The 25,589-nt window shown below is 47.6% G+C and carries 22 protein-coding genes; 4 read left to right on the top strand and 18 right to left on the bottom strand.

Features of this window, described 5'->3' with window-relative positions:
• Positions 1-22: 22 nt before the first annotated feature.
• The 15 genes from N1030_RS13770 to N1030_RS13700 all read right to left on the bottom strand — a co-directional run bounded on the left by N1030_RS13770 (position 23) and on the right by N1030_RS13700 (position 17,621).
• Positions 23-1,120, bottom strand: coding sequence for a glycosyltransferase family protein (locus N1030_RS13770; protein ID WP_265826050.1), 1,098 nt, complete (start codon positions 1,118-1,120; stop codon positions 23-25).
• Positions 1,121-1,169: 49 nt separating this feature from the next.
• Positions 1,170-2,990, bottom strand: a complete 1,821-nt coding sequence (locus N1030_RS13765) for an ABC transporter ATP-binding protein (RefSeq protein ID WP_265826049.1) — start codon at positions 2,988-2,990, stop codon at positions 1,170-1,172.
• 52 nt (positions 2,991-3,042) lie between these two features.
• Positions 3,043-4,455, bottom strand: a complete 1,413-nt coding sequence (locus tag N1030_RS13760) for a hypothetical protein (RefSeq protein WP_265826048.1) — start codon at positions 4,453-4,455, stop codon at positions 3,043-3,045.
• 37 nt (positions 4,456-4,492) lie between these two features.
• Complete coding sequence (locus N1030_RS13755; protein WP_265826047.1) at positions 4,493-5,638, bottom strand: polysaccharide pyruvyl transferase family protein; 1,146 nt, start codon at positions 5,636-5,638, stop codon at positions 4,493-4,495.
• Positions 5,631-6,698, bottom strand: a complete 1,068-nt coding sequence (locus tag N1030_RS13750) for an N-acetylneuraminate synthase family protein (protein WP_265826046.1) — start codon at positions 6,696-6,698, stop codon at positions 5,631-5,633. The genes N1030_RS13755 and N1030_RS13750 overlap by 8 nt, the downstream gene beginning before the upstream one ends.
• Positions 6,699-6,700: 2 nt before the next feature.
• Positions 6,701-8,341, bottom strand: a complete 1,641-nt coding sequence (locus N1030_RS13745) for a cytidylyltransferase domain-containing protein (protein WP_265826045.1) — start codon at positions 8,339-8,341, stop codon at positions 6,701-6,703.
• Positions 8,342-8,522: 181 nt separating this feature from the next.
• A complete protein-coding gene (locus N1030_RS13740) occupies positions 8,523-9,701 on the bottom strand; it encodes a GumK N-terminal domain-containing glycosyltransferase (protein WP_265826044.1) in 1,179 nt (392 codons plus the stop codon).
• 112 nt (positions 9,702-9,813) lie between these two features.
• Positions 9,814-10,767, bottom strand: coding sequence for a dihydrodipicolinate synthase family protein (locus N1030_RS13735; protein WP_265826043.1), 954 nt, complete (start codon positions 10,765-10,767; stop codon positions 9,814-9,816).
• 179 nt (positions 10,768-10,946) lie between these two features.
• Positions 10,947-11,555, bottom strand: coding sequence for a class I SAM-dependent methyltransferase (locus N1030_RS13730; RefSeq protein WP_265826042.1), 609 nt, complete (start codon positions 11,553-11,555; stop codon positions 10,947-10,949).
• Between the two features lie 168 nt (positions 11,556-11,723).
• Positions 11,724-13,061, bottom strand: coding sequence for a glycosyltransferase family 2 protein (locus N1030_RS13725; protein WP_265826041.1), 1,338 nt, complete (start codon positions 13,059-13,061; stop codon positions 11,724-11,726).
• A gap of 3 nt (positions 13,062-13,064) precedes the next feature.
• On the bottom strand, positions 13,065-13,649 hold the full coding sequence (locus tag N1030_RS17655; protein ID WP_276038023.1) for a CatB-related O-acetyltransferase: 585 nt from the start codon (positions 13,647-13,649) through the stop codon (positions 13,065-13,067).
• Positions 13,639-14,370: an acylneuraminate cytidylyltransferase family protein gene (locus tag N1030_RS13715; RefSeq protein WP_265826040.1), complete on the bottom strand. Its 732-nt coding sequence runs from the start codon at positions 14,368-14,370 to the stop codon at positions 13,639-13,641. The genes N1030_RS17655 and N1030_RS13715 overlap by 11 nt, the downstream gene beginning before the upstream one ends.
• 212 nt (positions 14,371-14,582) lie before the next feature.
• Positions 14,583-15,509 carry a hypothetical protein gene (locus tag N1030_RS13710; protein WP_265826039.1) on the bottom strand — a complete coding sequence of 309 codons (927 nt, stop codon included), beginning with the start codon at positions 15,507-15,509 and terminating at the stop codon, positions 14,583-14,585.
• Positions 15,510-15,528: 19 nt separating this feature from the next.
• Entirely contained in the window at positions 15,529-16,557 is a 1,029-nt protein-coding gene (locus tag N1030_RS13705; protein ID WP_265826038.1) for a shikimate dehydrogenase family protein, read from the bottom strand.
• A 5-nt stretch (positions 16,558-16,562) separates the two neighbouring features.
• A complete protein-coding gene (locus N1030_RS13700) occupies positions 16,563-17,621 on the bottom strand; it encodes a Gfo/Idh/MocA family protein (protein WP_265826037.1) in 1,059 nt (352 codons plus the stop codon).
• An 874-nt stretch (positions 17,622-18,495) separates the two neighbouring features.
• On the opposite strand from N1030_RS13700, the gene N1030_RS13695 reads away from it, so the two are divergent.
• Genes N1030_RS13695 through N1030_RS13685 form a run of 3 tightly spaced genes read left to right on the top strand, consistent with a single transcriptional unit; the run spans position 18,496 to position 21,362 of the window.
• The gene (locus N1030_RS13695) at positions 18,496-19,659 is read left to right on the top strand and encodes a DegT/DnrJ/EryC1/StrS family aminotransferase (protein WP_265826036.1); all 1,164 of its coding nucleotides are present in this window, start codon (positions 18,496-18,498) and stop codon (positions 19,657-19,659) included.
• Positions 19,660-19,717: 58 nt separating this feature from the next.
• On the top strand, positions 19,718-20,767 hold the full coding sequence (locus N1030_RS13690; RefSeq protein WP_276038019.1) for a Gfo/Idh/MocA family protein: 1,050 nt from the start codon (positions 19,718-19,720) through the stop codon (positions 20,765-20,767).
• A 7-nt stretch (positions 20,768-20,774) separates the two neighbouring features.
• The gene (locus tag N1030_RS13685) at positions 20,775-21,362 is read left to right on the top strand and encodes an acyltransferase (protein WP_265826034.1); all 588 of its coding nucleotides are present in this window, start codon (positions 20,775-20,777) and stop codon (positions 21,360-21,362) included.
• 498 nt (positions 21,363-21,860) lie between these two features.
• Here the strand turns inward: N1030_RS13685 and N1030_RS13675 are convergent, their stop codons facing one another.
• The 3 genes from N1030_RS13675 to N1030_RS13665 form a co-directional block, all read right to left on the bottom strand.
• Entirely contained in the window at positions 21,861-22,760 is a 900-nt protein-coding gene (locus N1030_RS13675; RefSeq protein WP_265826033.1) for a hypothetical protein, read from the bottom strand.
• Positions 22,760-23,155: a PqqD family protein gene (locus tag N1030_RS13670; protein ID WP_265826032.1), complete on the bottom strand. Its 396-nt coding sequence runs from the start codon at positions 23,153-23,155 to the stop codon at positions 22,760-22,762. Before N1030_RS13670 ends, N1030_RS13675 begins: the two co-directional genes overlap by 1 nt.
• Positions 23,156-23,230: 75 nt before the next feature.
• Positions 23,231-23,878: a hypothetical protein gene (locus N1030_RS13665; RefSeq protein WP_265826031.1), complete on the bottom strand. Its 648-nt coding sequence runs from the start codon at positions 23,876-23,878 to the stop codon at positions 23,231-23,233.
• A gap of 177 nt (positions 23,879-24,055) precedes the next feature.
• On the opposite strand from N1030_RS13665, the gene N1030_RS13660 reads away from it, so the two are divergent.
• The gene (locus N1030_RS13660; protein ID WP_265826030.1) at positions 24,056-25,531 is read left to right on the top strand and encodes a PP2C family protein-serine/threonine phosphatase; all 1,476 of its coding nucleotides are present in this window, start codon (positions 24,056-24,058) and stop codon (positions 25,529-25,531) included.
• Positions 25,532-25,589: the final 58 nt, after the last annotated feature.

Here is a 25,589-nt window from a genome sequence, read left to right as displayed (position 1 = left end):
AATAAACCACACGGGAAGGGATTTACGCTTGTTTTGCATCATTCACCCAAGAAGAGATTACTTTAAGTTTGCTCTCCTCCAACAGATGGGAATCAACATACTCTGCAATATCATCATCGCTCAAAACAATTCCCTGGAAATTTTCACAAAAACGGCGCACCGATTCAACATTAGCGCTGCTGTTAAACACGTCCTCCACATTTGGAAGCGTAAGCACCCAGTCAGGAGCAGATTCGACAAATGCAGTATCAAGATAGGGAAGAAGAAGCGGCAGGCCGTACGCTAAATAATCGCGCACTTTAAGAGGGCAAGCCTCGTACATATCTTTACGATGCAAGGCACAGGAACCAATACCGATATCCATCTGCGGCACAAGCTGCTCAATCTGTTCTTTTTCAAGATATCCATGAAACGTCATGTTGGTTGGACAAATATCAGCATCGAGGCGGGCCTCATGAAGGGATGGTCCTACTACATGGATATGAAACAAGCCCCCTAATCCTTTTGCCAATGCAACTAACTTATCAACCCCATGCCAGCTGTGCTTAGGGCTTCCCAGAAAAAGCAGCCGGCACGGATGACCACTCCTTCCACTCTTTTGTACACGATCCTTTTTCAAAGGAACACTGTTCGGAGAGATAATACTATTCTGCTGACTAGCTACTACAACTCCTTGGTGCAACTCACGAGTCACGCATACGCAACCCAAAACCCTACTTATGGAACGTGGCTGCAATACCCTCATGAGCAAATGGTAAAAGCGCTTTTTGATAGATACACTAGCATCCAAGGCTGTTTCAATAACACTATTACCATTAATTTCTAGCACAATGCGCTTCGCAAAGAACAGCAGTAGCAATTGAAAGAAAATGCTCACATGATTTTCTCGCATATAGATAACATCGGGATTCTGCCTATATAATGCAAACAGCAAACGTAATTGTGGATTTAACGCCTTCCCACGCTTCCACAATCTGTAGCAATTTGGCCCCTTCGTCTCAGTAATAAAAAAAGGAGTGCACAGATGACCAAGCTTACGCCAGGTATCCATCTGATTATTAACCTTATAAAATGCACCAAGCCGGTTTGGTGGTACAATTGAGACATATGCGATATTCATAATCCACACCCAGCTAAACGACGAGCATAGTAAGAAGCCAGCATTTCAACTAAATGATTTCTCGCTCGCAGTGCTGTTTATATGTATTTATAACTTCATCCGGAGAGCCTGAAGCAACAATTTTTCCGTTGTCCAACCAGTACAGGACATCACATTCCTGGACTGTTGAAAGCCTATGCGCAACGATAACCACCGTCATGGAGCGGCCTAGGTCATCAATGGTTTTAAGGATTGACGACTCTGATTTTACATCCAGAGCACTTGTTGCCTCGTCAAAAAACACTATATCTGGCCGACTATACAACGCCCGAGCTATGGCAACTCGCTGAATTTGGCCCCCGGAAAGTCGCGCCCCACGCTCACCAAGCTTTGTCTCAAGCTTCTCTGGAAGAGCGTCAACAAAGTCTATCGCCGCAAGCTTGCAGCACTCGCGGACCCGTTCGGTGCTTATCACCCCTTGCCAATTAGAAAAGGCGATATTTTCGGCCAGACTGGCATCTAAAAGATATGGAGTTTGTGGAACATACCCAAAAACTGCATGGCCCTTGGCCAAAGACTTTGTGCAAACCGCTCCATTGAAAAACACATCCCCCGATGACGGAACCAAAAGCCCTGTCAAAAGGCCGATCAAGGTACTCTTTCCTGCCCCGGAAGCCCCAATTATCCCAACCTTCTGCCCCCGAGAGATAGAAAGCGAAACATCTGAAAGCGATTCAACACTTTGGTTCGGATAGGTAAAACCGACGTGGGACAACGACAATTCCTCAAACGGGGAGTCAGAAACAAGGGCCTCCCCCTCTCTCATTGCTTCTTCGCGATCTCTCGCATGATCGGCATGAAGCGACAGCTTTTCGAGAAAGGCCGAGGAATAGGGTGCCAAATTATTCATTTTTACCATGGCGGTTGAGAGCTTGTTAGTACACGGCAAAAGACGCCATGCAATCCCTGCCATCAGGGCAAGCGAACTCAATATCTGGGCATAGGGCATGCCCGACAGGTACATATAACAAAAAACGACAAAAAGCGTTAACATTCCACCAGCTTCAAGCACCCAAAAGGTAAATGAAGAAAACACCAACACAGGTGCCTGACTTTGATTTTGCACTGCCGCCAACTTACAAAAATTATCGATAGACTTAGAGCGCTGGTTGTAAATAAAAATCTCTCTAACGCCTTGCAACGTAGTTAGCACTGTCATGCTAATGCGCCTGTTTGTCTTTTCCAAAATTTTTGAATGGTTGTGAACCTGTTTCCGAGCACAAGAATAGCCCAGCAGTCCAAGTACCCCCATCATTCCAAGCATTATCAGCATCGGCTCTGGTGTAATAAGAAGCCCGCCTACAACAAGCACAACAGCACTGACGACTTGTGTTATGGCAAGCAGCATATTGTTAATAAAACGACTCATCGTATTTCGATACTGAACAACAGCAACCAATTCACCTGTATTCTGATTTAAATGCCAGACATAAGGCATTCTGAGGTATGACTTTAGAAGCTCCGCCCCCATGGAATATGAAAAAGAATATGAAAACCTCGCCTGACAGTATGTAAGCACCGCTAAAAAAATATTTTTAATTATCACAGCCAGAAAAACAACGAACAACACCCCACCAAGCACAGAGGCGTTAGAAAGCTCAACATTGTCAAATTTAAAAAAATCGAACAAAGTCGCTACAATCTTGTTACTATACAGCTTTTCAGGACTAGAGAGTGCAAGTCCAAATGCAGACACAGCACCAGCTACAACCATCTCTACTCCAGCAGTTGCGAAAACAAGAACTAACACACCCAGAGCTTGGATTTTTCTTTTACTGGAAAATCGAGATAAAACCTCTCTACATATATAATAATTATTTCTATACTGCATCTAACCTTGCACACCGTTTTCTGCTACAAAATGAAAACAACTGATGCCGGCCTTATTCACTAAGGCCAACATCTTCCAAAAGAAACTTGTTGTAATTATTTTTCCAACCATCAACGAACAACTTACTCTGAAGCTCTGCACATGAAGAGGATGAAGAACGCTTCTCAAGCAATTGAAACAACTCATCAACACTTTTGAATGTAGTAAAGGGATTATCGCCACCAAGAAACGCCTCGGTAGCTGGCGACAGCCAAGAGAAAATATTATCAACAAATGGAATAGCAGTAAAAAGAACAGTAGACATATCACCCACAACCGTATGCGCGCGAGCAAGCATTGTATACTCAGAGGGCGACAAGTCCGTTTCCAGAATATCCTGCACACCAGGCGCTAAGCGGGCCGCAAGTTCACGCTCCACGGGGTGCGGCCGAATAACACAATGTTCATTTGGAAACGCCTTTGCCACCGTGCATGCCAGATCAAAAAACGCCTGATAGGTTTTTCCGGTAGGAACAAAAAAGATAACCTTCTTTTCAGTGGCGCGATGCTCGGCAACCTTCCGGTCAAGGTAAGGATACCCCACCGTGCGCTTTTTGGCCGGAATTTGAATTTTTTCACTCCACCATGGACCAAACGTCAAACAATACTCAGGATAAAGATCTGTAAAACGACGATCTTGCAACATCACGTCTGAGCACTGGTAGGCATAGTGATTATTGTAGACCATGCCATGCTGACACTCAACAGTGACAATACCCAGCTCTCGCGCAGCGATGATACTGGGGCTTTCCGCTCCGTACATCCCATTGCTGTAAAAAATGACCTTAGGAGAAACTTTCTTCCAAAGCCTACGAAACAAACGACGCTTATTGTCGGCATTAGTTATTTCACAACGCGCAAACTTTTTAAAATGGCTTACGTGTTCAGGAGGTATGACCACAGACAGCTCCCGCTGCGCACGGTCAACCATAAAATCACAAAACGTCTCAATTTTTTCTAAGAAAGAGTTGGGGGTAAACAGCGAAGACAAGCGCAACATCTTAAGGAGGGAATAAACATTAACCGTTTTGATCGCAGGGTCAGACAGAGCGATATTAGCCTCGTGCTCTTCAACAACCAGCGCCCGCTCCGCGAAGTAATGTATCTGCTCGGTCAGTGCGGCTTCAACAGGACTTCCAGAGGCAGTCTTCACCCATAACGGATAAGGAACAAATGCTATCTCCCTGGAAGGATAGGCAGACATCATCGCTCCGGGAAGTTCCCAAAGCACTTGCCGCAATTTCACCATCCGGCTTGTGCCGTTGTATTGAGGCGAACTGACATCTGCAGTCCCGCTGACAAGCTGCTGTCGAACCATCTTGAAGAATTTAGTTCTGACAAGCGGCCAAAAGGACATGCCCGTAGCGGTGGCAAAATCCAGAATATCCCGACTACCTTCCAGCAACCTCAGTTTTTCTGCAACCATCTACAATCGCCCCCAACTCATCTGAAAGATCCAATCATTATGGAAGTTGCAGAATAAAACGTCTCATTGCATTGTAATGACTATTAATATTATTCCGCACCAAGCTCATGCGTGGACTTTGATGAGCTGACTCGTACTGCAACGCGATGGAAACATCCTTATGCAACCCTTCAAGCACATTATACGGATCCACAGATATCAATCGCTGTTTAATCTTTGCCTCAAGGCTAGACTCCACATTACGATATCCGTCAAATACAACGCCCCCTACAACTTCATAAAGCCCTTTCCCCCTGCCATCCTCTGCAATCAAAACAGATGGAATTGACGCACTGCAAGACATAATGTGACCATGCACGCGATACCCGACATGCAAATCACCGCTACCATACAAATCGATCATTGTTTCTGCACAGCCAGAAACATCCACAGGAACAATGCCCCCATCTTCACACCACGTCCAAAAATCCTGATGCTTTTTCTCCCAACTCTTTGGAACCTGACGTTCCTTCTGCTGGAAAGCATGATGGAAAGCAGCGTAAACCTTAGCTTTAGGATATAAGCCGCGCACTGTTGAAAAAACACGCTTCATTTGTTCTTCCATTTTGTAGGAATGAACAAATGAAACGCCAACAGACAAAATGATCGTTTCGGGCTGTTTTGAAAAGCAGATAGGCTTATCAAAACACTCTTTAACATATAACGCTGGACAACCAGTCATGATGACATTCTCGACACCAGCACGCATTAGAATATGAAGAGATCGGTAATCTCTAACGCTCGAAGCAATGCCACCGTTATCTGCAAGCCGCTCGAGAAGCTGTCTTGAAGAAGGAATGAAATAATCGTCTTGCACAGACCGCCAGTCACCATCTTTATGCTTCCAGCCTACCCCCATTGTCACGATTGGAACCTTAATATCCTGAAGGCTCTCGCGTAGCGGATAGACGTTTGGATAGACATCTTTCTGGAGGGCCGGCCCACCAAGCAATATTAGCGCCTTACATTGATTAATAACTTCCAGCTGTTCATCCGTGAGGCGACGGGTACGATCCATATCTATAAATTCACGGTCGGGCCGCAGACTCCTAAGCAAATCTTTACCGCGATATTTAATCAGGTAATCACCTGAATTATTGACACTTCCCGTCAACAAAACGTACGAATCAAGACTGTTACTCATTACCAACGACCTCGGCACAATCCTTCCACGAGATCAAGGCGTCCCCGCTGATGTCATTCTGAGCCTTGCATTGCAAGAGCTCATCCCAATGAATAGGACTAATCCCATGGCCGGGTCTCTTGACCGTTAAATTTTTCTCCGTAAACCGCTCTCCCTTGGCAATATTCGTAGCTGCTACAATGCTTCTACGAGCATGTTTCCGTGCAGCACTTTCAAGATCAAGCTGCTTAATCTCGCTACCGTACATTGCCAATCGCTGCTTGTTAGCCTGCATGAAAACAGCAAGATCTTCCTTATTCATGGCATGATAATGATCATTGCCAGGAAGAGTCTTGTCATGCGTGAAATGTTTTTCAATAACCACAGCCCCTAGTAACGTAGCCATGTCTAAGGCGGGCATACCATTCGTTCCAGGAGGCACATGATCAGAGTAGCCAATAGAAAATTCTGGGAAGCGTTTTTTTAATACTGCAATTTGCTGTAACTGTGCATGATCTTCAGGTGTTGGATATTGCAACACACAATGAAGCAATGTAATCTCGCCAGCTCCAGCCGCCTGGAGTGTTTCAACAGCAAAAGCAATTTCTGACAACAAAGCGGCTCCAGTCGAAAGCAATACAGGCTTATTCTTAGAGGCAACAGCTCTCAACAACTGAATATTGGCAATATCAGCAGAGGCTATTTTATATACATCCATTAAATGGTCTAAAAATTCGACTGCATAGATATCAAAAGGAGTAGCCAAAAAATCAATATTGTTTTTTTGGCAATGGCGCGCAAGCTCTTCATATTCCTTCTCACCAAACAAATCATAACGTTTAAAGAGTTCAAACTGCGAACTTGCACTTTCCTTAGTTTGATCCCAATAGGCTGGACTATGCTTTGATGCTATGCGCTCAGCTGTATAAACCTGGAACTTTGCAGCATGCGCGCCACCCTCAGCAGCCTCCTCAATAAGCCGCTTCGCAGTGTCCATGCAACACTCATGATTTACACCAATTTCTGCTATCACATAGGGCATTAAAAATTGTTTCTTATTGAAATGTGATGCCGTATTCATGATTATCCCCTTAAAAGTCTTTCAAATTCATTTAATACCGCCTGCTTCCCATTTTTAAGATCCAACTTGGCCATTTTCTGCCTCATCGTCTGTCGAATCTCATCACTATCCAAAACAGTCAGCACGGCATCACGAATCATTTGATCAGAGACCAACACATTGTGCCCTAAATTAATAATTCCATTTTCGCTGGATGCTGCCGTATGCGTCACTTCTCGCGCATTTTGACAGATAACTATGGTCGGGGTTTTTGTGCTGATAAGTTCATAAACAGTCCTGCCGCCAGACGTAATCGCGGCAGTGGCGTTAAACATAAATTCAGAGATTTGCGTAGTCCCTTGCACCACATTTATTCTTGCAGAATTATGTCGGACAATACGGTCGACTTCATCACGATGGCCAAACCCAGGACCAAGCACTACGTCGATATCGTATTCTCTAGATAGAATTTCATCTGCGAGCAAGGTAAGCACTCGACAGGCAATATTCCCTTCATCCACTCCCCCAAAGGTCAACAAGAATCGCTTGCCACCTTCACAAGCTCCTGACTTGTGAGGAGAATAGATAAACTCATCACGCAAACAAAACCACTTTGAACCGGAAAGCACGTTATTTGCTGGCAGCACAGTAGGATACAGGGCATTCACAACCAAATCTGCTTCCCCAGCCCCACTTCCGAGGTCTTCAAAACAAATAACCTTTGCACCTAAAGCCTTCAGCGCCTTGATATACGAAACATCGGTATCAAGAATATCATTCACCACCAATTCCGGAGACAACTCTGCAATCTTGTCGAGGATATGCCCCTTGGCCACAGAGAAAACGGTATAATTTGATTTTTCGATAACCTGAATAGCTTCTCGCTGATCCTCTTCACACACAAAACAGATTTGATGATGAACAAGCTCATGCGCCAGCAAAGTTGCTCGGTATGCATGGCCCAACCCAATTTTTTTATCCCCGGCCACCACAAAAACTATGCGTTTCTGACGCAACAGGCTCTCGCAAATATAAAAATCCAGAACAGAATCGATATCAATGGCACGCTCAGGGGGCATTTTATATAGGGCAACATTCTTTCCTATACGCGTTCCCGTCATAAGCTGTTGCCAATTACAGGCAATAACGGCACCGGTCTCTTTGTATTTTGGCGGTAAAAACTGGCGGTTCACCCGCTCCTTATAAAGAGGCTTCGGCATTCCATCTGCCACAATGGTCCATTCCAGATGAGCATCCTCAACAACTGACAACAATGTGTCAGCCTGCAGCTCATGCATTACCGTCAGAGCGGAATCAATGTCGGCTGCTGAAATCAGGGGAGATGTCGGCTGTACTGTGACAACGGCACTATACGCCTCATCAACAGAGAACTGCTGTGCCGCATGGACAATTACGGGATCTAAAGGAATGTCATCTCCAGCCAGTTCAGCGGGACGCATCAACACTTCTGCACCAAACCGTTGAGCAAAAAGGGCTATCTCTTCGTCATCGGTAGAAACAACCACCTTTGCAATATTCCGAGCGGCTAAGCAGCTTGTTATTGCGTAGTAAATTAATGGCTTCCCTGCCAAAGGACGCAAGTTCTTTCTCGGCACCCCCTTAGAGCCACCCCGAGCCGGAATAATAGCTAAAACGTTTATCATAACTTCCCTAAATTAATTAAAAATATGGCAGCCAGATATTTAATCCATAAGACTGTTATTTGGAAGACGCGGTCTGAACAAATTGCTCCTATGCCCCACAAGCTTTAGGCTCACCAACCCACCCCCACAACAGACCAGGCAACCAAAGCATGTTACATACGAAATAAAATCACTATTCGACCTACTCTGCCGCAATCATCTCCAGAGCAACCTCCCTCCATGTCTGGACATCCCCCCCAAAAGCTGGCGTTCTGGACACAGAAAGCGCACTACGAACAGCGGCAGAACACGACGCCGGAGCATGCCGATCATAATAAAACACGCCCTCCCGCTGAATCTGAAGCTCCTGAGGAGCCACGATCGGGAGCCCGCAATACGAATACTGTCGAACTTTGTTAGTATCAGTAAAGGATGAGATATCTCGACCATGTGAAATTGCAAGAGTTTGCAAACCAACATCTGCAAACTTTATCCACGGGATGGTTTTCGCAAAAGGCATTTCCCCATGGTAGTGTACATTGGCGGAAGAAACTCTGGGACGGAAGTTACCTATAATGTGAAAATTGACATCAGAACACTCAGCAGAGGCAGCTTCTACAAACACTTCGTCAAGGTAAGCGTTTCCCACAAAAACACAGTTTTTATCAGTCGTGTAAGGAGAAGATGTTGCACCTGAAAACAGCTCCTCCACAATTCCATGCTTTTGCAACTTAACATTCGATTTGTGTGGGAACTTGTCAGCCAAGCACTGACAAGGAACACTGACCAAATCAAACATCGGAGAAATTGTGGATTCAATTTCTATCAAGCGCGGATGTGTTGAACGTAAGACACGGATATCATCTGAAACTCGATACACATGCTTGGCACTAGGAGCAATTTGCTTGCATTTTTCAAATAAAAACAGCGAAGGACTGCTTTCATAAATAATACAGTCAGCCTCTTCTATGTGAGGCAACAACAATCCCAAATCAGCATATGCATATGCATCGAAAAACCTGTGAGTAATCCGATTAAGAAAAGGAAATACAAGGGAGTGTGGATGAAGTGCAGTAAAGTGCACGTAGCTCAAGAAGCCATCTTTAACTTCACGAATCGTATTCCTATCTTGAAAGAAGCTGCGATTACAGACCCTTGGATCTCTGCGTAAATACGACAGCCAGCTTATTCCGGTAGTGGCAAACACAACAGTGTGCCCCGAAGCATGAAGGGCTTCTGCAAGATGGTGAAAACCAGCCCGTGCATTCGAAAAGTAGTAATGATGGGAAAGAAATACTATTTTCATAATGAGAAAAAGCCAAACATTTTGCCAACTAAAGAAATGAAAAGCCCCATAAATACTGACCAGCGCACTGTACACGGAGAAGCGGGATAAAAAGTCCAGAAAAGAGTCCAGACACGTGCAGAATAACGCAACTCATACTTGCAGCTGGCCACAATGCCTTCAACAGCAAACCAAGGATAGACTACGGCTAGATGATTCCAACCTGTTGTGCAGCTTTTTTTAGCATTCCCTTTTGAGCGCTGCTCAAGCTTTCGCCGGGGATACGAATCGGGCCAGAGGGAAGGCCAGCAAGGCTCATAAGCTCCATATACCCTTGAAAGCCCGTCTCGATAATTGCATGAGCGATGGGCCATTCGCGATTAACCTGCTCGACTGCACCGGCGATATCTCCAGTCATAACCAGCTTGGTGAACTCCATGTCTCCTTGAGGATCAAACCAGGACCAGCATGTGTGACGTCCCGTTGCCCCCCATGTCAGAGACCAAAGCTGTAGAGTTTTCCCAAAACCATCATATGCAGCCACTTTCCCCTTTAAGGCGCCATATACTTTCTGCATAGAACTGGGCTCGGGCACGTGCACCTTTACGCATACGGTGTTATCAATCTCAGCAATCTTCAAAAGGGCGTCCAAAGAGAGCCCCTGCCCGCCTTTGAAAGGAGCATCGTGATAAGCAAGAGGAGCTTGAGTTTCAATCGCCATTCGCTCCATATAGCTTATGAAGAAATCATCATGCCTTTCCGGGGAATATTTACCGCGCTTGTAGGTGCAGCTAAAAAACTTCCCGCCTTCCTTGATGCCGACAGGCTTGACGACCAAAACATCTGCCCCAGCATCCATCATAGCCTTGGCTTCTTCAATTTGACCGTCGATCCAGCCATTGGTAACAGGCTGAGCCAAAACTGTTCCTTTACTACCGACAACATTGCAAACGCCTCTCACTACCTGGAGACGCTCTTTGCTAGTCATATATTCAAATTGAGATGCTGAAAGAGCAAGATAAAAAACCTTAACCCCCTGATCCAACAAGAATGAAACATGCTCCTGCATACCACCAACGTTTAGACTCAAATCATCATTAAACTGGGCCGGAACAGGAACAACATTGCCATGTATCTTTGCTGTAATATCTAAAAAATTCATAGTATCACCAATTCATACCATATTGTTTCGTTTAATGTTGGGGGCGACAGCTTTATCACGACTAGAGCCTGGAGTTAAAACACATCAATCAAATACTCCATACCGTTAACAGCGGTGAACCTTCACAGCTCTCATCCTTTTAATAGGATAACAGCTCACAAGATCGAAATTCAATAAAACTATGGGGTACAAGTCGACGCACCAGATTTCACCGTCCCCCTTCCAACATATAACACCTTTTCATCATTGATTCTTATGGTAAATATTTTAACAATGTCTATTGCTCTTGCGTAACGATCAAGCACCTCTTTTTCATTGGAAAAATGCCTGACATGACCTAGAGAATCATAGTTAGGAACACTGAAAATAATATCTACATTTTTTGGAAGATTATATAAAAGAGGCAGATCATCTTCTATATGCTCTAGAACTTCAAGGCAAACAATAAAGTCGCAAAGCAAATCATCCAAAGACTCTTCTACAATGTTCTTGCGTAAAAAAGTTGCTTGAGGACAGTTTTTAGCGGCCATTTCTAGCGCCGTTTCACTAAAATCCACTCCTACATATCCCTCAAGCGAAGGCAGCAAGTCGTGAGCCATTTGCGCAAACTGCCCGACACCGCACCCGATATCAAGAACATGCTTAGGCTGATCTTCCTTTAACAGAGATATGACAAGATTCCATGATTCATAATAGAGAGATTCTGAGTAATGCTTAAAAAACGCCTTACCAGTACCTCCTCTTTTATACACTTCGTCATAAAAACTACTTGGTCTTTCGTTGCCCATGTGTTCCTCATTGATATAAAAATGATAAACGCCTGCACAGCATACATCCACAAACCAAACACCTTAGGCAACAATATCTAACTTTAGATGCACTTTTGATCGGGAGGGCTGAGTAGCACCAATTGGGTAAGACAGAAAAAAGAGGAGAGAAGGAGACTACCCCCCCTGCTAAATCATATTGTTTTGCTCAATGAAGGCAGCAATAGCTAAATCACGATCATCATCAATCGCATACCGAGAATACTGAGCATCAACACGAACCAAGCCGACTTTAGGACCAAATTTTTCTCCTTGAAGCAGCCATTCGCTACTGGTAACGGCGCCAAGCCCGCTCACCCCAAGGAACAAAGGATCTTTAACGACAGAAGGCTTAAAGCCATCATCAACTCGTTGCAACTCATCATCGGCTTGTTTCCAAATAGAACCATACTCAGAGCAGACGGCTGTTGTTGTCGAATAGCCGCCATGCAATAACCCCTCAACCAGATTGTCCACAAGATCAACCGGACGAAAAGCATACTTTTCTTCCATTAGCACAAACAAATCAGAATAAATACCAGACCTTGCGAGCTCTTCCAAAGCATGCTTGTACACCAGCCCAAGGCCAACATGTGACCTTGATAGGGCCTTAGGTCTAAGTATTGGCAAAGCCCCTAAAGAAACCACATGCTCTGCGGTGACTTCATTATCCGTTGTTACAACAATACGCTTGACTGTTGACGACTGTTTAGCCGCAGCGATGGTTCTGTCGATAAGCGGCTTTCCATTCATCATCCGCAACTCGCCGCGAGAAGGAATCAATGCAACAACATCAACTCCAGGAATAAAATCTGGGCGCTGCGGCTGTTGAATGCTCTCAAGAATACGAACAATCCTACTAGCACGTGCTATATTTCTTCCCTGATTAATACCATGATAGTGGTACACACTGGCTTCAGGCTCGTACACGATACAATTTTTACCGTTCAAGAGCTGCTGTGTCCAAATTCTATCTTCAATATGAAGGGTATTTTCGCAAAAAGGGTGCTCTTCCCAAGTAGATCGCTTGATCATACTATTGGCATTATGGAAGAATGGATCTTTATATTGGATCTTTTTATCCAGCCCAAAAACGTTTATCAGATCGCGCTTATCTAGATCGTTCGTAAATGGAAGAGGTTCCTGCCTTCCATATACTCCGAGAACTTCCGGCGTCTCAAAATTCCTCAACAAATTCTCAAGCCAATACTCGTTAACAGGAATGCAGTGAGAAGATATTATGGCAATGAATTCACCACTGCTAGCCCTAATCCCTTCATTAATAGCAAATCCAGGCCGGAAGGCACCTCCTCCCAGCTGAATAATCTTTGGTGAAAAACATTTTGCCTTTTCAATAGTCCTATCTGTACTTGCATTATCAACAACGATAATTTCGGACTCGATAGTTTGTGAACGTATGCCTTCGAGACATGCGCTTATCCACCGTTCCTCATTACGGCTACGTACAATTACTGATATATTTGGCATATACTAAGAAATAATGAGCTCGCGCAATGTTTTCTCATTGACAAGTTCAAGGTTGGAATTAAAAAAAACTGCATTTCTGGCAATCTTGTCGTCAGACCAAGACCACCATTCAACTTCTTCAAGAACTTGCTGAATTTCAGGTGCAAATCTAAACCGCCCAAACTTTGCGGGCACACCATAATTTATGCTGTAAGCGGGCACATCTTTAGTTACAACACTACCGGCACCGACGATTGCGCCATTTCCAATAGTCACTCCAGACAATACCGTCACATTGTCACCAAGCCACACATTATGACCAATGCGAACTGGCGAGTCGGCCTGCTCAAGAGGCAAAAAGCCAAATTTTCGGTTCATTGCAACCTGAAGGTTAGCAAAACTGGTTAGGTGATTTGTTGTAACAATTGTAATTCCATAACCAAATGCACAGTAATTTCCTATAGAGCAATTAGCATTCCCGCGAATGTTAATTGCACCATTAATTCGCGTATTGTCACCAATTGAAATCTCCGGACACTTAAGAACGGAGTCAAATGGAATTTGCACATCTTTGCCAAGTGCTACGCTAAATGAGCGCTTAGGATTCACCTGCATCTCCGGAACGTCGTTTTTGAAGAAAAAAGGCTGCAATATTCAGGTCAAACGGTTCATTCACATCAACAGACTCTTCACTGCTCATGACGACAGCATACGGTTTGGAACCTAAATTATAGCTATTGGCTTCAAGATTTTCCAACAGCTCTCTATCGCGAAGATAAACTGCTCCGTTGATTACGTAAGCTGGCTCTCTTTTCTGGCGGGGAAATAAGACTGCTCCGGGCGGAGGCGCAACAAATGCTTCTATTTCTTGATCTTCTAATAGCCGTTTTGCCAAATAAGGATGCGTTGGAGCTTTGCAGACTGTTGTAACAGCTTTCGCATTTTTAGCGTGAAAAAGACTTACAACATCGGTAAGTGTTTGGGATGAAATAAGCGGTGCAGTCGGCTGCAAAGACATTACTGCATCAAACACCTCGCCACGTTCGTCATACCATTGCAGCGCATGCAGCACAACGTACGCCAAAGTAATGTTGTCTCCAGAGAGTTCCGGCGGGCGCAAAAAGGGAACTTCTGCTCCATAGCTTTTCGCAATTGCCGCAATTTCTTCATCGTCTGTCGAAACTATTACCTTATCAATGTTCTTTGCATTTAATGCGGCCTCTATGCTATAGGCCACAAGAGGCTTCCCATCAATATCAATAATGTTCTTTCGAGGAATTCCTTTTGAACCCCCTCGAGCTGGGATTACTGCCAGAACTTTACGCATCATACATTCCCCACCGACGACAGCAAAGCTTGACCTCCATAGTCCACTTGCAGCCTTTTGGCTTTTTTAAAGAACGGAAGCATCAAGGTTGCTTCTCTAAACTTACAAACACGATAAATAAAGCCAGTGTCTTCAGATAGCCATGGATACTCTGTAAAACGTATAGGCATCTCCACACCATCATACGTCATTATTATTCCACGCTTACCCCAAAGCTACAAAGTCCTGCCAAGCACCTTACCAATAGCACGCATTTCGCCCATAAGCTCGCCAAATGCGGCAAACCCAAGCGCCTGAAGCGGGTCCACCCATGCATTTTCAGGATCGGCATGCACCTCGATCAGAAGGCCATCTCCACCAGCGGCAATAGCAGCGCGAGACATGGCAGCAACATAGGAACGCTTAAATGTCGCGTGGCTAGGATCAATAATAACCGGAACAGTGGGCGCATATTCTCGCATTGCAGGAATGGCCTGAATATCCAACACTGCTCGGGAATCAACATTATGAGTGTGAGGAACGCTTACGCCGCGCTCACATACCGCAAAATTTCTTTTTCCGCGCACTTCAAAATGCTCACAAACACCCAACAAGGAACGCAGACTCTCGCCATAGTGACGCTTCAACAATACGGGTTTCTCCGTTTCGCACAGCGCAAGAATCAAATCCATATTAAACATATGGCGATACCCCACCTGGAACATGTCTACGTAGGGTTCCATTTTTTTCACATGATCAGCACGCAAAATTTCGGAAACAACAGCAAGACCATACTTATCGCCTGCATCGCGAAGAAAGCCATACCGACGCTCAGCAGCAACCCACGCCTCTTCAGGGGAAAGAACTATGGTTCTGTCAACAGCAGGAAGCCCCAAATCAGCATCCGGCTGGGCAAGAGGATCACCGTAGGGAAATGTAAGGGGCTTAAACACGCCGCCTCTAAGCATATTAGCGCCGGATTCTTTTACAGCGTGTGCAATCTCATGAATTTGCTCACGCCCTTCAACGGTGCATGGGCCTGCCATAATAACAAGCCCTTCCCCACCGATCTTCACGTTCCCGGCCTTTACTTCTCTGGGAACATCGGGGCGGCAAACAAGCGGAATATTGTTAAGAATATCGTTTTTGGTAATATCCTTCATAATTCTATCCTTACTATCTTTAAAGTTCCTGCATAGCCTGACGAACAACATTAACGTCACTTGAACGCAGCCCAACTCCCGCAGTTGCCTTATCAAAGGCAATAACAGCTTGCTCTAAATTCATTCCCAAGCCATTCACGGTTTTAGCTCCGAACATTGAAGCCAGCGCCAACAACGCGGTTATCTGGGGTTGGTACACAATATCCATAACAACTTCGGGACAGGCCACCGAAAGGAGCCGCAAGGATGCAGCCATATTCGCCCCTATCTCCGCACTGGCGGCCGCACAATAACGAGCTTCAGCATTGGGCCCGGCAGGCACGGAAGGGTTGATATCTGCTAATGCCAGTGGGGTATAAAAACGCTGACTTTGAGCACGGCCATCAGCCTCGAGGATAGGGCCAAAACCCAAGCTCGTGCAATTAACAACAATCTGGGCATCTTTCAAATCAGCCTCAGAAGGCGGCGTGGGAACAACTCGCACCGCACATACACCTTCCAACTTTTTCTGTAGATAGGCTGCCTTTTGTGGATCACGGTTGGCAAGCAATAACGTTCCGCTAGCACCCAACGCATAAGCTATATGCGTTGCGACAGCAACTCCGGCACCGCCGCAGCCAATAGCCAACACGCTTTTACCTTTTATACTTCCAACGGATTGTTCCAAGCTCCACAAGGCGCCAGCTCCATCGGTATTACATCCCACAAGGCCTTCCGCCGACCTATAGATACAATTTATAGCACCGATAGCTTGCGCTTGTTTATCAACTCTGTCGAGATACGGGATAATGGCGGTCTTATACGGCATTGCAACTGCTCCGCCGATAAACCGAGCATCCTCACGCAACGCATCCACCAGCGCCCCTAGCTTCTCAGGTGCTACATCCATTGGCACCATTTCCCCAGAGATACCGAGCTTGGCAAAAGCTGCATTCCAAAGCTTGGGAGAACGGGCCCCTTGTGAAGGATTTGCACCTAAAATAGCTGCGTAAAACTGAACGCGCGTAGTGTCTACAACGTTAGAAATACAATCCAAAGGAGAGGTCATGACAACTAGCCTCTTCCAAGCCGCACAGAAAGCGGGGAATCTTTAAGCTGCACAGGCATTCTGTCTTCAATGCTGCGGTACACCGCATGAACAAGCTCAATAGTCGGGCGGCAGCTTTCTGGAGTGATAGGCGGCTCAAGTGAACCATCGTTCAATCTGCTTACTATATCTTGCAACAATGGCCCGTGAGACAGCCCATAGCCGGTAGGAACTTCTTGGGAATGGGTCAGAGAAATTGTGTCATCCTCAGGAAGACGCTCAATAAAGTCCCATGTTTCAATCTTGTTCAGGGCGATGCCCCCGATCACCACGAGTCCCTTTTCACCAACAATTGAAAGAGATGCTTCAAAATCTTTAGGCCGCGCAGCGGTTGTGGCTTCCATGGAACCAAGCGCACCATTGGCAAACCGAAGACTCGCAATCATGGTATCCTCAGCTTCAAGCTTGTTCAACGCGTTGGCCTTAAAAGCCGTCACTTCGCTGACTGGCCCGCAAACCCACTGGAGAGCATCCACATGGTGAATCGCCTGCTGGTTAATCACGCCGCCGTCCATAGCCCAAGTACCATGCCAACCATCCTCGTAGTAGTCTTGGTAACGGCACCACCGCAGCCTGAAAGTGGCAAGTACGATCTTTCCAAAACGACCGGCTTGCGCAGCCTGCTTAACGGCACGCATAGCGGGGTTGTACCTGTTCTGGAAAATGGGTGCAAACATACGCTGTTGCGTACGCGCTAAAGCAACAAGCTCATCGAGTTGTGCTGGCAACATGCACGGCGGCTTTTCTACAACAACATGCTTGCCCGCCAACAAAGCCTGCTTGGCATGCTCAAAATGCTTGCCGGACTCGCTGGCAATAATAACTGCATCAATATCACTGCGCTTCAAAAGCGCTTCTTTATCTACAGCGACCTCAGCTCCCAACCTGGCCGAAACATCCACAGCCTTTTCTCTTACCAAATCGCACACCGCAACAACAGAAGTGTCTTTAAGCTCCTGTGTAAAGACATCAACGTACCTTGGCGAAACAACTCTACCTGCTCCAATTATTCCAAAACGAATCATAACAGCACTCTTCTTAATAAATTACGTTTTTATGATGCATACGAGCTAATTTTCCAATAGTAGCTACACGCCTCTAGCAACACGATCTCAAACTAAAATGAAAATAAAATGGATAAGTTAGGCAACAAAAAAGCATCCTGCAATGCTTCCATCCATTAATTCCAAAACAGACCTCTGTCTCGTTCAAATCAAGGAGGGGGGGGCAAACTCCCCAGCTTCACATATGTACAACGCCACCATCGCCATAACCGTCAAAAGGCTTGCAGCAGAAGCAGGATGGCCCAGCGTGTATGCATCTACCCTCGCCTTCAACGCTCTGAGGATTATCCCTCAAGCACTTTCAATCCATGCTTTTCCGCGAAAGGCAGAACGCTTATATACTGAGCAGGGACACCAAAAAGATTGACATGCCTTGCCCTTTTCAGTTCAAAGCCATCTCAATATTTTCAAGCTGTTTTTTCACAGATGCACACTCAGGCCACCAACAAACCTTTCGCCCCAACACAGGTCGGTAACGGCGAGCCCAAATAGACCTCACGGGAGCAAAGCCAGAGCCTGTCATCAAAAGCAGACAGAGTTTTCATAGAGGAAGTGATCAGACTCCGCTTGATGCCCAATTATCTATTGCTCAAACTCACGACCACAAGACAGGCAATTCGACCTAAAAGAGACTCCAAGCCCTTATCCTGATGGCGAGCGGCGAGGGGACACCCCGCAAGACAGGCTTACTGATATTAATGATAGCGCTGAAGCCTACTGTGCCTCAACGTTGCCCGTCAAGCTTGTTTATTTGGATGATTGGCGGTATCCCTTTTACGCTTTCCTGTGCAGCTGCTTTTCTGGTTGAACAACCTGTCTCTTCAAGGGAATCATTATGCAATTTGTTGATTTAAATGCTCAATTTGAACGCATCGAACAAGAAGTTCGTAACCGAATTGATGCCGTGCTTAAGCATGGTAAATATATAATGGGGCCTGAAGTAAACCAACTGGAGAAGGAATTGGCCTCTTTTTGCGGAGCTTCCCATGCCCTCAGCTGTGCTTCTGGAACGGACGCGCTTCTGCTTCCACTCATGGCATGGGGAATCGGCCCCGGTGACGCAGTATTTGTACCCAACTTTACCTTCTTTGCTACTGCAGAGGTTGTATCCCTGCTTGGCGCTACGCCAATATTTGTGGATGTCGATCCCGTGACCTTCTGCATGGATCCCGACAAGCTACAAGATGCAATAGCAGCCGTTGAGACGGGAAACGCCTCATTGCACCCATTGCCTCAGTTATCCACCAGCCATCGCCTTGTGCCTCGAGCGGTCATCCCCGTAGATTTGTTCGGCATAGCAGCCCATTATGAAAAGATTATCCCCGTTGCAAAAAGTGCAGGATTGTATGTCCTGCAGGACGCTGCCCAATCTTTTGGATGTGAATGGGATGGACGCAGGGCGTGCGCCATGGGGTGTGATGCTGCCGCTACCAGCTTCTTCCCAGCCAAACCTCTTGGCTGCTACGGAGACGGCGGAGCCGTATTCACAGAAGACCCTGAACTGGCGGAGGTCATGAAGTCTTTGCGTGTTCACGGCAAAGGAGCGCACAAGTATGACAACATCCGTATTGGCATGAATGGGCGCTTAGATACTATTCAAGCGGCTATTTTGCTGGCGAAGCTTGAAGTCTTTGAGGATGAACTTGAAAGACGGCAGCAGGTTGCTGATCTTTATCAATCACGCCTGGCTGCCTGTTCAAATCTGACTCTTCCGAGTGTCCCCATTGGCCGAAAAAGTGCTTGGGCGCAATACTCCTTACTATCTAGCAACAGAGAGTCTGTTTTGGAAGCCTTAAAGGAGCGCGGTATTCCTACTGCTATATACTACCCGACTCCGCTCCCATTCCTTACCGCCTATAAGTCTTACAACTATCACCCCGACGATTTCCCTGTTGCTTCAAGGTTATCGGAAGAAATATTCAGCGTGCCCTTCCATCCCTATCTTTCAGAGGATAGCGTTGCGTTCATTGCGGACACGTTGACCTCTATAGAGATTTAAGCTCTGCACACTTGTAATTTACGCCATTCTGCGGATTAGCAAAATTGAAGGAATGAACATGTTACCAATTATCAAGAATCGTAAAATAAAAGTTGCGGTCATCGGCTGCGGACGCATTTCCAAAAATCATTTTGAATCCATCCGCAAGTTTCCTGACGATCTGGAACTCATTGGAGCTTGCGATATTTCCAAAGACGCAGCTGAACAAGTCGAGAAGACTTATAATGTTCCATGCTATCGTTCCTATACTGACCTTTTGACGAAGCTGAAGCCTGACGTTGTGGCTCTGTGTACCCCTAGCGGGCTGCACCCCCAGCAAGCCGTGGAAGCTGCCAGCGCAGGGATTAGTGTTATTACGGAAAAGCCTATGGCAACCCGCTGGGCAGATGGAGTACGCATGGTCAAAGCTTGCGACGAAGCTCGGGTTCGCCTCTTCGTGGTAAAACAGAACCGAAGGAACGCAACGCTGCAGTTATTAAAACGCGCTATGGATGAAAACCGTTTCGGACGGCTGCACATGGTACACCTGAACGTTTTCTGGACTCGTCCTCAAGCCTACTATGACCAAGCGAAGTGGCGTGGGACATGGGAACTGGACGGCGGGGCTTTTATGAACCAGGCGAGCCATTACGTAGACCTGATTGAATGGCTGATCGGTCCCGTAGCAGATATCCAAGCTATGACCTCCACCAACCGCAATATAGAAGTGGAAGATACCGGTGTCATGAACGTACGCTGGCGGAACGGTGCACTGGGCTCGATGGCGGTCACCATGTGTACGTACCCCAAAAACTATGAAGGATCCATTACCATTATCGGCGAGAAGGGCACCGTGCGTGTAGGCGGGGTTGCTGCCAATGAGATACTCACTTGGGATTTTGCTGACAAGCAGCCCTACGACGACAATGTGCAGTCAGCGAGTTACGAAACCACCTCTGTGTATGGTTTCGGACATCCTCTATACTACAAAAATGTAGTTGATGTTTTCCGTGGCGATGCTGAACCGGAAACAGACGGCAGGGAAGGCCTGAAGTCTCTTGAAGTACTTATTGCAGCGTACCTTTCTGCCAGAGACGGCCGTACCGTTTCGCTGCCCCTCGAATACTAGGTGCAATATGAGTGACCTCGAACAAAACTACTTTGTACATGAGTCTTCTTACGTCGATGAAGGTACCAGCATCGGTGAAGGCACAAAGATTTGGCATTTCAGCCATGTTCTTTCCGGAACCTCCATCGGAAAAAAATGCAACATTGGTCAAAACGTTGTCCTCGGCCCGGATGTAACGGTTGGCAATGGCTGCAAGATACAAAACAATGTTAGCATCTACAAAGGTGTTACATTGGAAGACAACGTTTTTTGTGGACCATCAATGGTATTCACCAACGTTTTTAATCCTAGAGCACACGTTTACCGTATGGACGAAGCCCGTAACACCCGGGTCTGCGAAGGAGCATCGCTTGGCGCAAATTGCACCATCGTTTGCGGTGTTACCATCGGTGCATATGCCATGGTCGGTGCAGGCTCTGTTGTTACGAAAGATATTCCAGCTTATGCACTGGTTTTTGGAAATCCAGCCAGAGTACGAGGCTGGGTGTGCGAATGCGGTGAAAAGCTTGGGGATTCACTAGCCTGTCCCGCTTGCGCCAAGAGCTACACTCACGCGGATACGGGAGGGCTGACACAAACAAAAAGAATCGCATAGCCATTCTTTTTTGGTTCTTAGAGGTTTGATGTGGACTTCTCAATGGGCCAACAGTTCCTTGACCCGGAATGCCGTAACTGTGACCAGACTTCGTTCTTCCAGTTTCTTCAGGGCCATTTCCTGTTCTTTAGTCCGAGCTGTCTCCAACGCCTTAAGCACAGTCCGGTGGGCTCCCTTCGGCAGCTTGAACCCACCGGACGGCGTGATTTGCGCAACCGTCCACTTTGGTTTCACCACCAGATGGTCCGAAGAGCCGAGACCACCTCTATGGAACTGAACGGGATTGAACCGACGCTCTCTTCAGTGCCATGCAGCCCCATGGAAATACCTGTCCCGGCATTCCAATAAGATATGCGTACGGAAAAGGGGCGACTTTTGCCGGCAGGGGGTCTTCAGCTCCGATTCTCATTGCAACACCGCACTCACACCCATACAACAAAACCAAGGGACGCACACCCAACAGCGCGCGTCCCCTTTTACATTTATCTAGCGACTCAGCTACTTATGAAAGACAACGTGCCTGCCGGACTTGGCCCACGTTTTCCACGGACTGTTGAGCACGCCGTTAGTGTAGGGAATAAGTTGCGGATCAGCATACACGCAGCGGTTAAACACGGCCATGTCGTTCAATGTATCCAGCACCCCGTTGGCCAGCATTTCCCGCCGCACGGCCTGCAGCAGGGCAAGCACAGTGTCGCACGTCCCGCCCACAATGCCGCAGTTGAGCAAAGGCTTGTCGCCAAGCTCGGGCAAGGGAGCGCCATAGACCTTGCGGATGTGTTTAAGCATCCACGGATTCTCCCCGATGTTGCGGACTTCCCCGCCCATGAACAAATTGTATTCCTTGCGCTGTTCCCAGTGACGCTTCTGCGTCCGAATCCACGCCAGCAGGTCCGAAAGGCTACGGACAGCCAGCAATCGGGAAGTATCCAGATATTGCCAGAGGCATCTCTTCCGCAACAGCTTGGCAGGGTTCATGCCGAACCAGGCATCAGACACATCCACAATAAACACGCTGCGGCAGGGAAAGCGCTCCAGCAGAGCGCAGGCCACCAGAAAACGTTCATCCGCAACGGTGAAAGGCCCCAGAGAACAACGGACAAACAGCAGGCTCCCCTTGCCTCGACGCTGTTCATCAAAAAAGAAATGGCAGCGCTGCATGAACTTGTCGCTCAGCCCGTCGTGCAGCAGCAGGACATGCAACCCGAGACGGGCCGCACTCATCAGCCATCCGGCGACATAGTCGAACGATTCCACCTGCACACGCACCTTATGCTGGGGATGCTCCCTGCCGGAAAAATAGGCTCCGATCACAACATCGCGTTCACGGAAATCCGGGCCGAGCTGCCGGGCAAGCAGCTCATAATCAAAGGTATTCGAAGCATCATAGCTCAACATCAACGAACATCCTCCGGAGCCGTAACAATAATGATCCCCCGCCGTCCCAATTCGCGGACAAAGGCGCTGACGGAATCACGCGCCTCGCTTTCCTGCAGGGAATAATGCTCCCTGAAACAGGCTATTATCTCCCTGACAGAACGGGTATCGTTCATAAGCCGCCAGCAGAAGCTCCCCAGTTCATCCAGCTGCAGACGCTTTTCCAAAGCCTGCGGTGATGACCCGAACAAGCCAGCCAGCTTGCCGAACCACGGCTTGTAGGCGAGCGGGTAGCGCAACAGAACCAGTCCGTTGTCATCAACAGACTCCTCCACAACGCTATTGCGGACGGGGATGCACGAGAGAGCCTCGTGCATGGTGGGCAGCTGTTCAGTGTCGGGAAAGCCGTTTTTCATGGGCAATCAGGTTCACCTGGCTGGTCGTTTAAGCGGTTCAAAAGTTACAAGAGCGAGAAATGTCTGCGAAGATCTTCAGCGGGGAACGAAGGGGGCCAGATTTTCCCTGGTATATCTTCCCTTCATGTACGGCACTTTCACATGCGTCTGGCTTTTCTTTGCATATCGATCAAGTTCCCTCTTCCACTCTGAGCGCAGCACGAATTTGACGGAAACCCCCGGACGCAATTCAGGATCCTTACTATAGGTCAGAACAATTTCAACCTCTTCATCCCCTTCAGTCAACGTCCACTGCCACGCAATGACGTTATGAAAAGCATCGCCAAGCCACGTCTGCGGCTCGCCAAAGGCGTTGCGATACTCCTCTTCCAGAGCATCAAACAGAGCCTTACTCCTGTCTATGAACTTCAACTTCACCACGATCACACGCTCTTCGGGACTGCTGTTACCCGTGGCAATGCTCACCCCCCGCACTCCGGGAATGACGGCAGGTTCAAGATCCATTTCGTTCAGGAACTGTATATCCCGGTTCTGTGCCTTGGAACCCGCGATGATCATGGGCTCATATTTCGTGACAGGATCGCCCAACGTAATATTCGCCAATGTTTTGGGAAGTCCGGCTTCGGCCGCAACAGTACCGCCAAGCAGCACCAAAATAGCCGCAACAGCAATGAACAGGCTCCTATATGGAACCGCATGCGCAACAAGGGGGAACAACTTCATGATAATCTCACCCTGTTTCTTTTGAGTTGATGGCTATACTGGTATAATACCTGTTACTGGGAATGTACACTATTGCAGTACTTTCACCTGAAACGAGGCCTTTCCATGCGTGCCATACTGCTTTATTTCATTGCCGCTGCGGTACTCTCGGTTTACGGCGGAAGAGTCTGACCGCTCATGGATTCGCTGCCAGTCTGGCAGCTTGCCGTCATCATAGCCATACCGCTGGCCGCAGCCTACGGCATCCGTGCCGCCATCTTTTCGCACATCCTTGCCTCATCGCTCCCCATGGACCGTTCCCGCAGACAGGTCCGGCTCGATTTCGGACTGTTCGTTGCGGCCGGAATAGTCATGGCCCTCTACAACTACATCGCCTTTGGTTTTCCCTTTGCACAAAGCGGCCTGAAGCTGGTGCTGGGCGCCATCACGCTCGGCCTGTTCACCGCCTTGGATCTTGCGCTGGAGACGGAACATGCGGGCATCATTGCCGCCCTGCATTCAGGCGATGCCCTCCTGACACCCCCGCAACGGTTCTCCCCGCTTACGCACAAATTCTTCATGCTCGCCTCACTTGTCACCCTGACTGTAAGCGCCATCGTCATCCTGATCATTTACCGCGACATATACTGGCTGAACACCGCAGGGGCCACCGCCGCCAACATCGGCACGCTCAAACGCAGCATCTTCATGGAGATTTCGTTCGTCATGGGCGTGCTGCTCCTCTATGTCATAAACCTCATCTATTCTTACGCCCGCAACTTGCGGCTGCTCTTCAAAACCCAGACTTCCGTGCTGAAGCACGTAAGCGACGGCGATATGAACAGATATGTTCCCGTTTCCACGCGGGACGAATTCGGCTTCATTGCCGGCCATACCAACCTCATGATTGATGCCCTGCGTGACAGACTCAGACTCATGGAAGGCATGCAGATTGCCCAGCAGATACAACAGACTCTCATCCCTGTGGCAAAGCCAGAGATAGCCGATGTGGACATCGCCTTTCAGAGCCTGTTCAGCGATGAAACCGGCGGAGACTTCTTCGATTTTCTGAAGGGAGGAGCCCAACGCCCCAGCCAGATCAGCATCGTGGTAGGCGACGTCACAGGGCATGGCATCGGAGCCGCCCTGCTCATGGCTTCAGCCCGGGCCTATTTGAGAATGCAGGCGGAAGCAGCGGCAACGCCAGCCTCCCTCCTGACAGGAGCGAACAGGCTGCTGGCCAAGGACAACTATGGCACGGGGCGCTTTGTCACGCTGTATGCCCTGCAGCTCGATGAAGTGAGCAAGGAAATACACTGGGCATCCGCAGGGCACGACCCTGCGCTCGTCTACAATGCGGAGTCAGGCGAAATCTCGGACTTGCACTCAGCAGGCCTGCCCTTGGGCGTTCTGGAAGATACGGAGTATGAAGAACAGTGCTGCCGGACTTTTCTGACGGGTGACATCATCTTCATCGGCACCGACGGAATATGGGAAACCATGAACGATCATGGGGCGCTTTTCGGTAAGGAGCGGGTCAAAGCCATCATACGGAAGCATGCCGGAGACCCCGCGCAGGAGATCGCAGACGCCGTCACCAACGCACTCTCGCACTTTCGCGGCAAGGCGCAACAACTGGACGACATCACTCTCGTACTCCTCAAGTTTATGTAATCTTTCCTTAACCGAGTCAGCAATTATCAAGAGCATTGCCGTTGTTACGCAGCCTGTG

The sequence above is a fragment of the Desulfovibrio mangrovi genome (assembly GCF_026230175.1).
In the GTDB taxonomy this organism is placed as follows: domain Bacteria; phylum Desulfobacterota; class Desulfovibrionia; order Desulfovibrionales; family Desulfovibrionaceae; genus Halodesulfovibrio; species Halodesulfovibrio mangrovi.
This window is presented reverse-complemented; position numbering and strand designations above follow the sequence as displayed.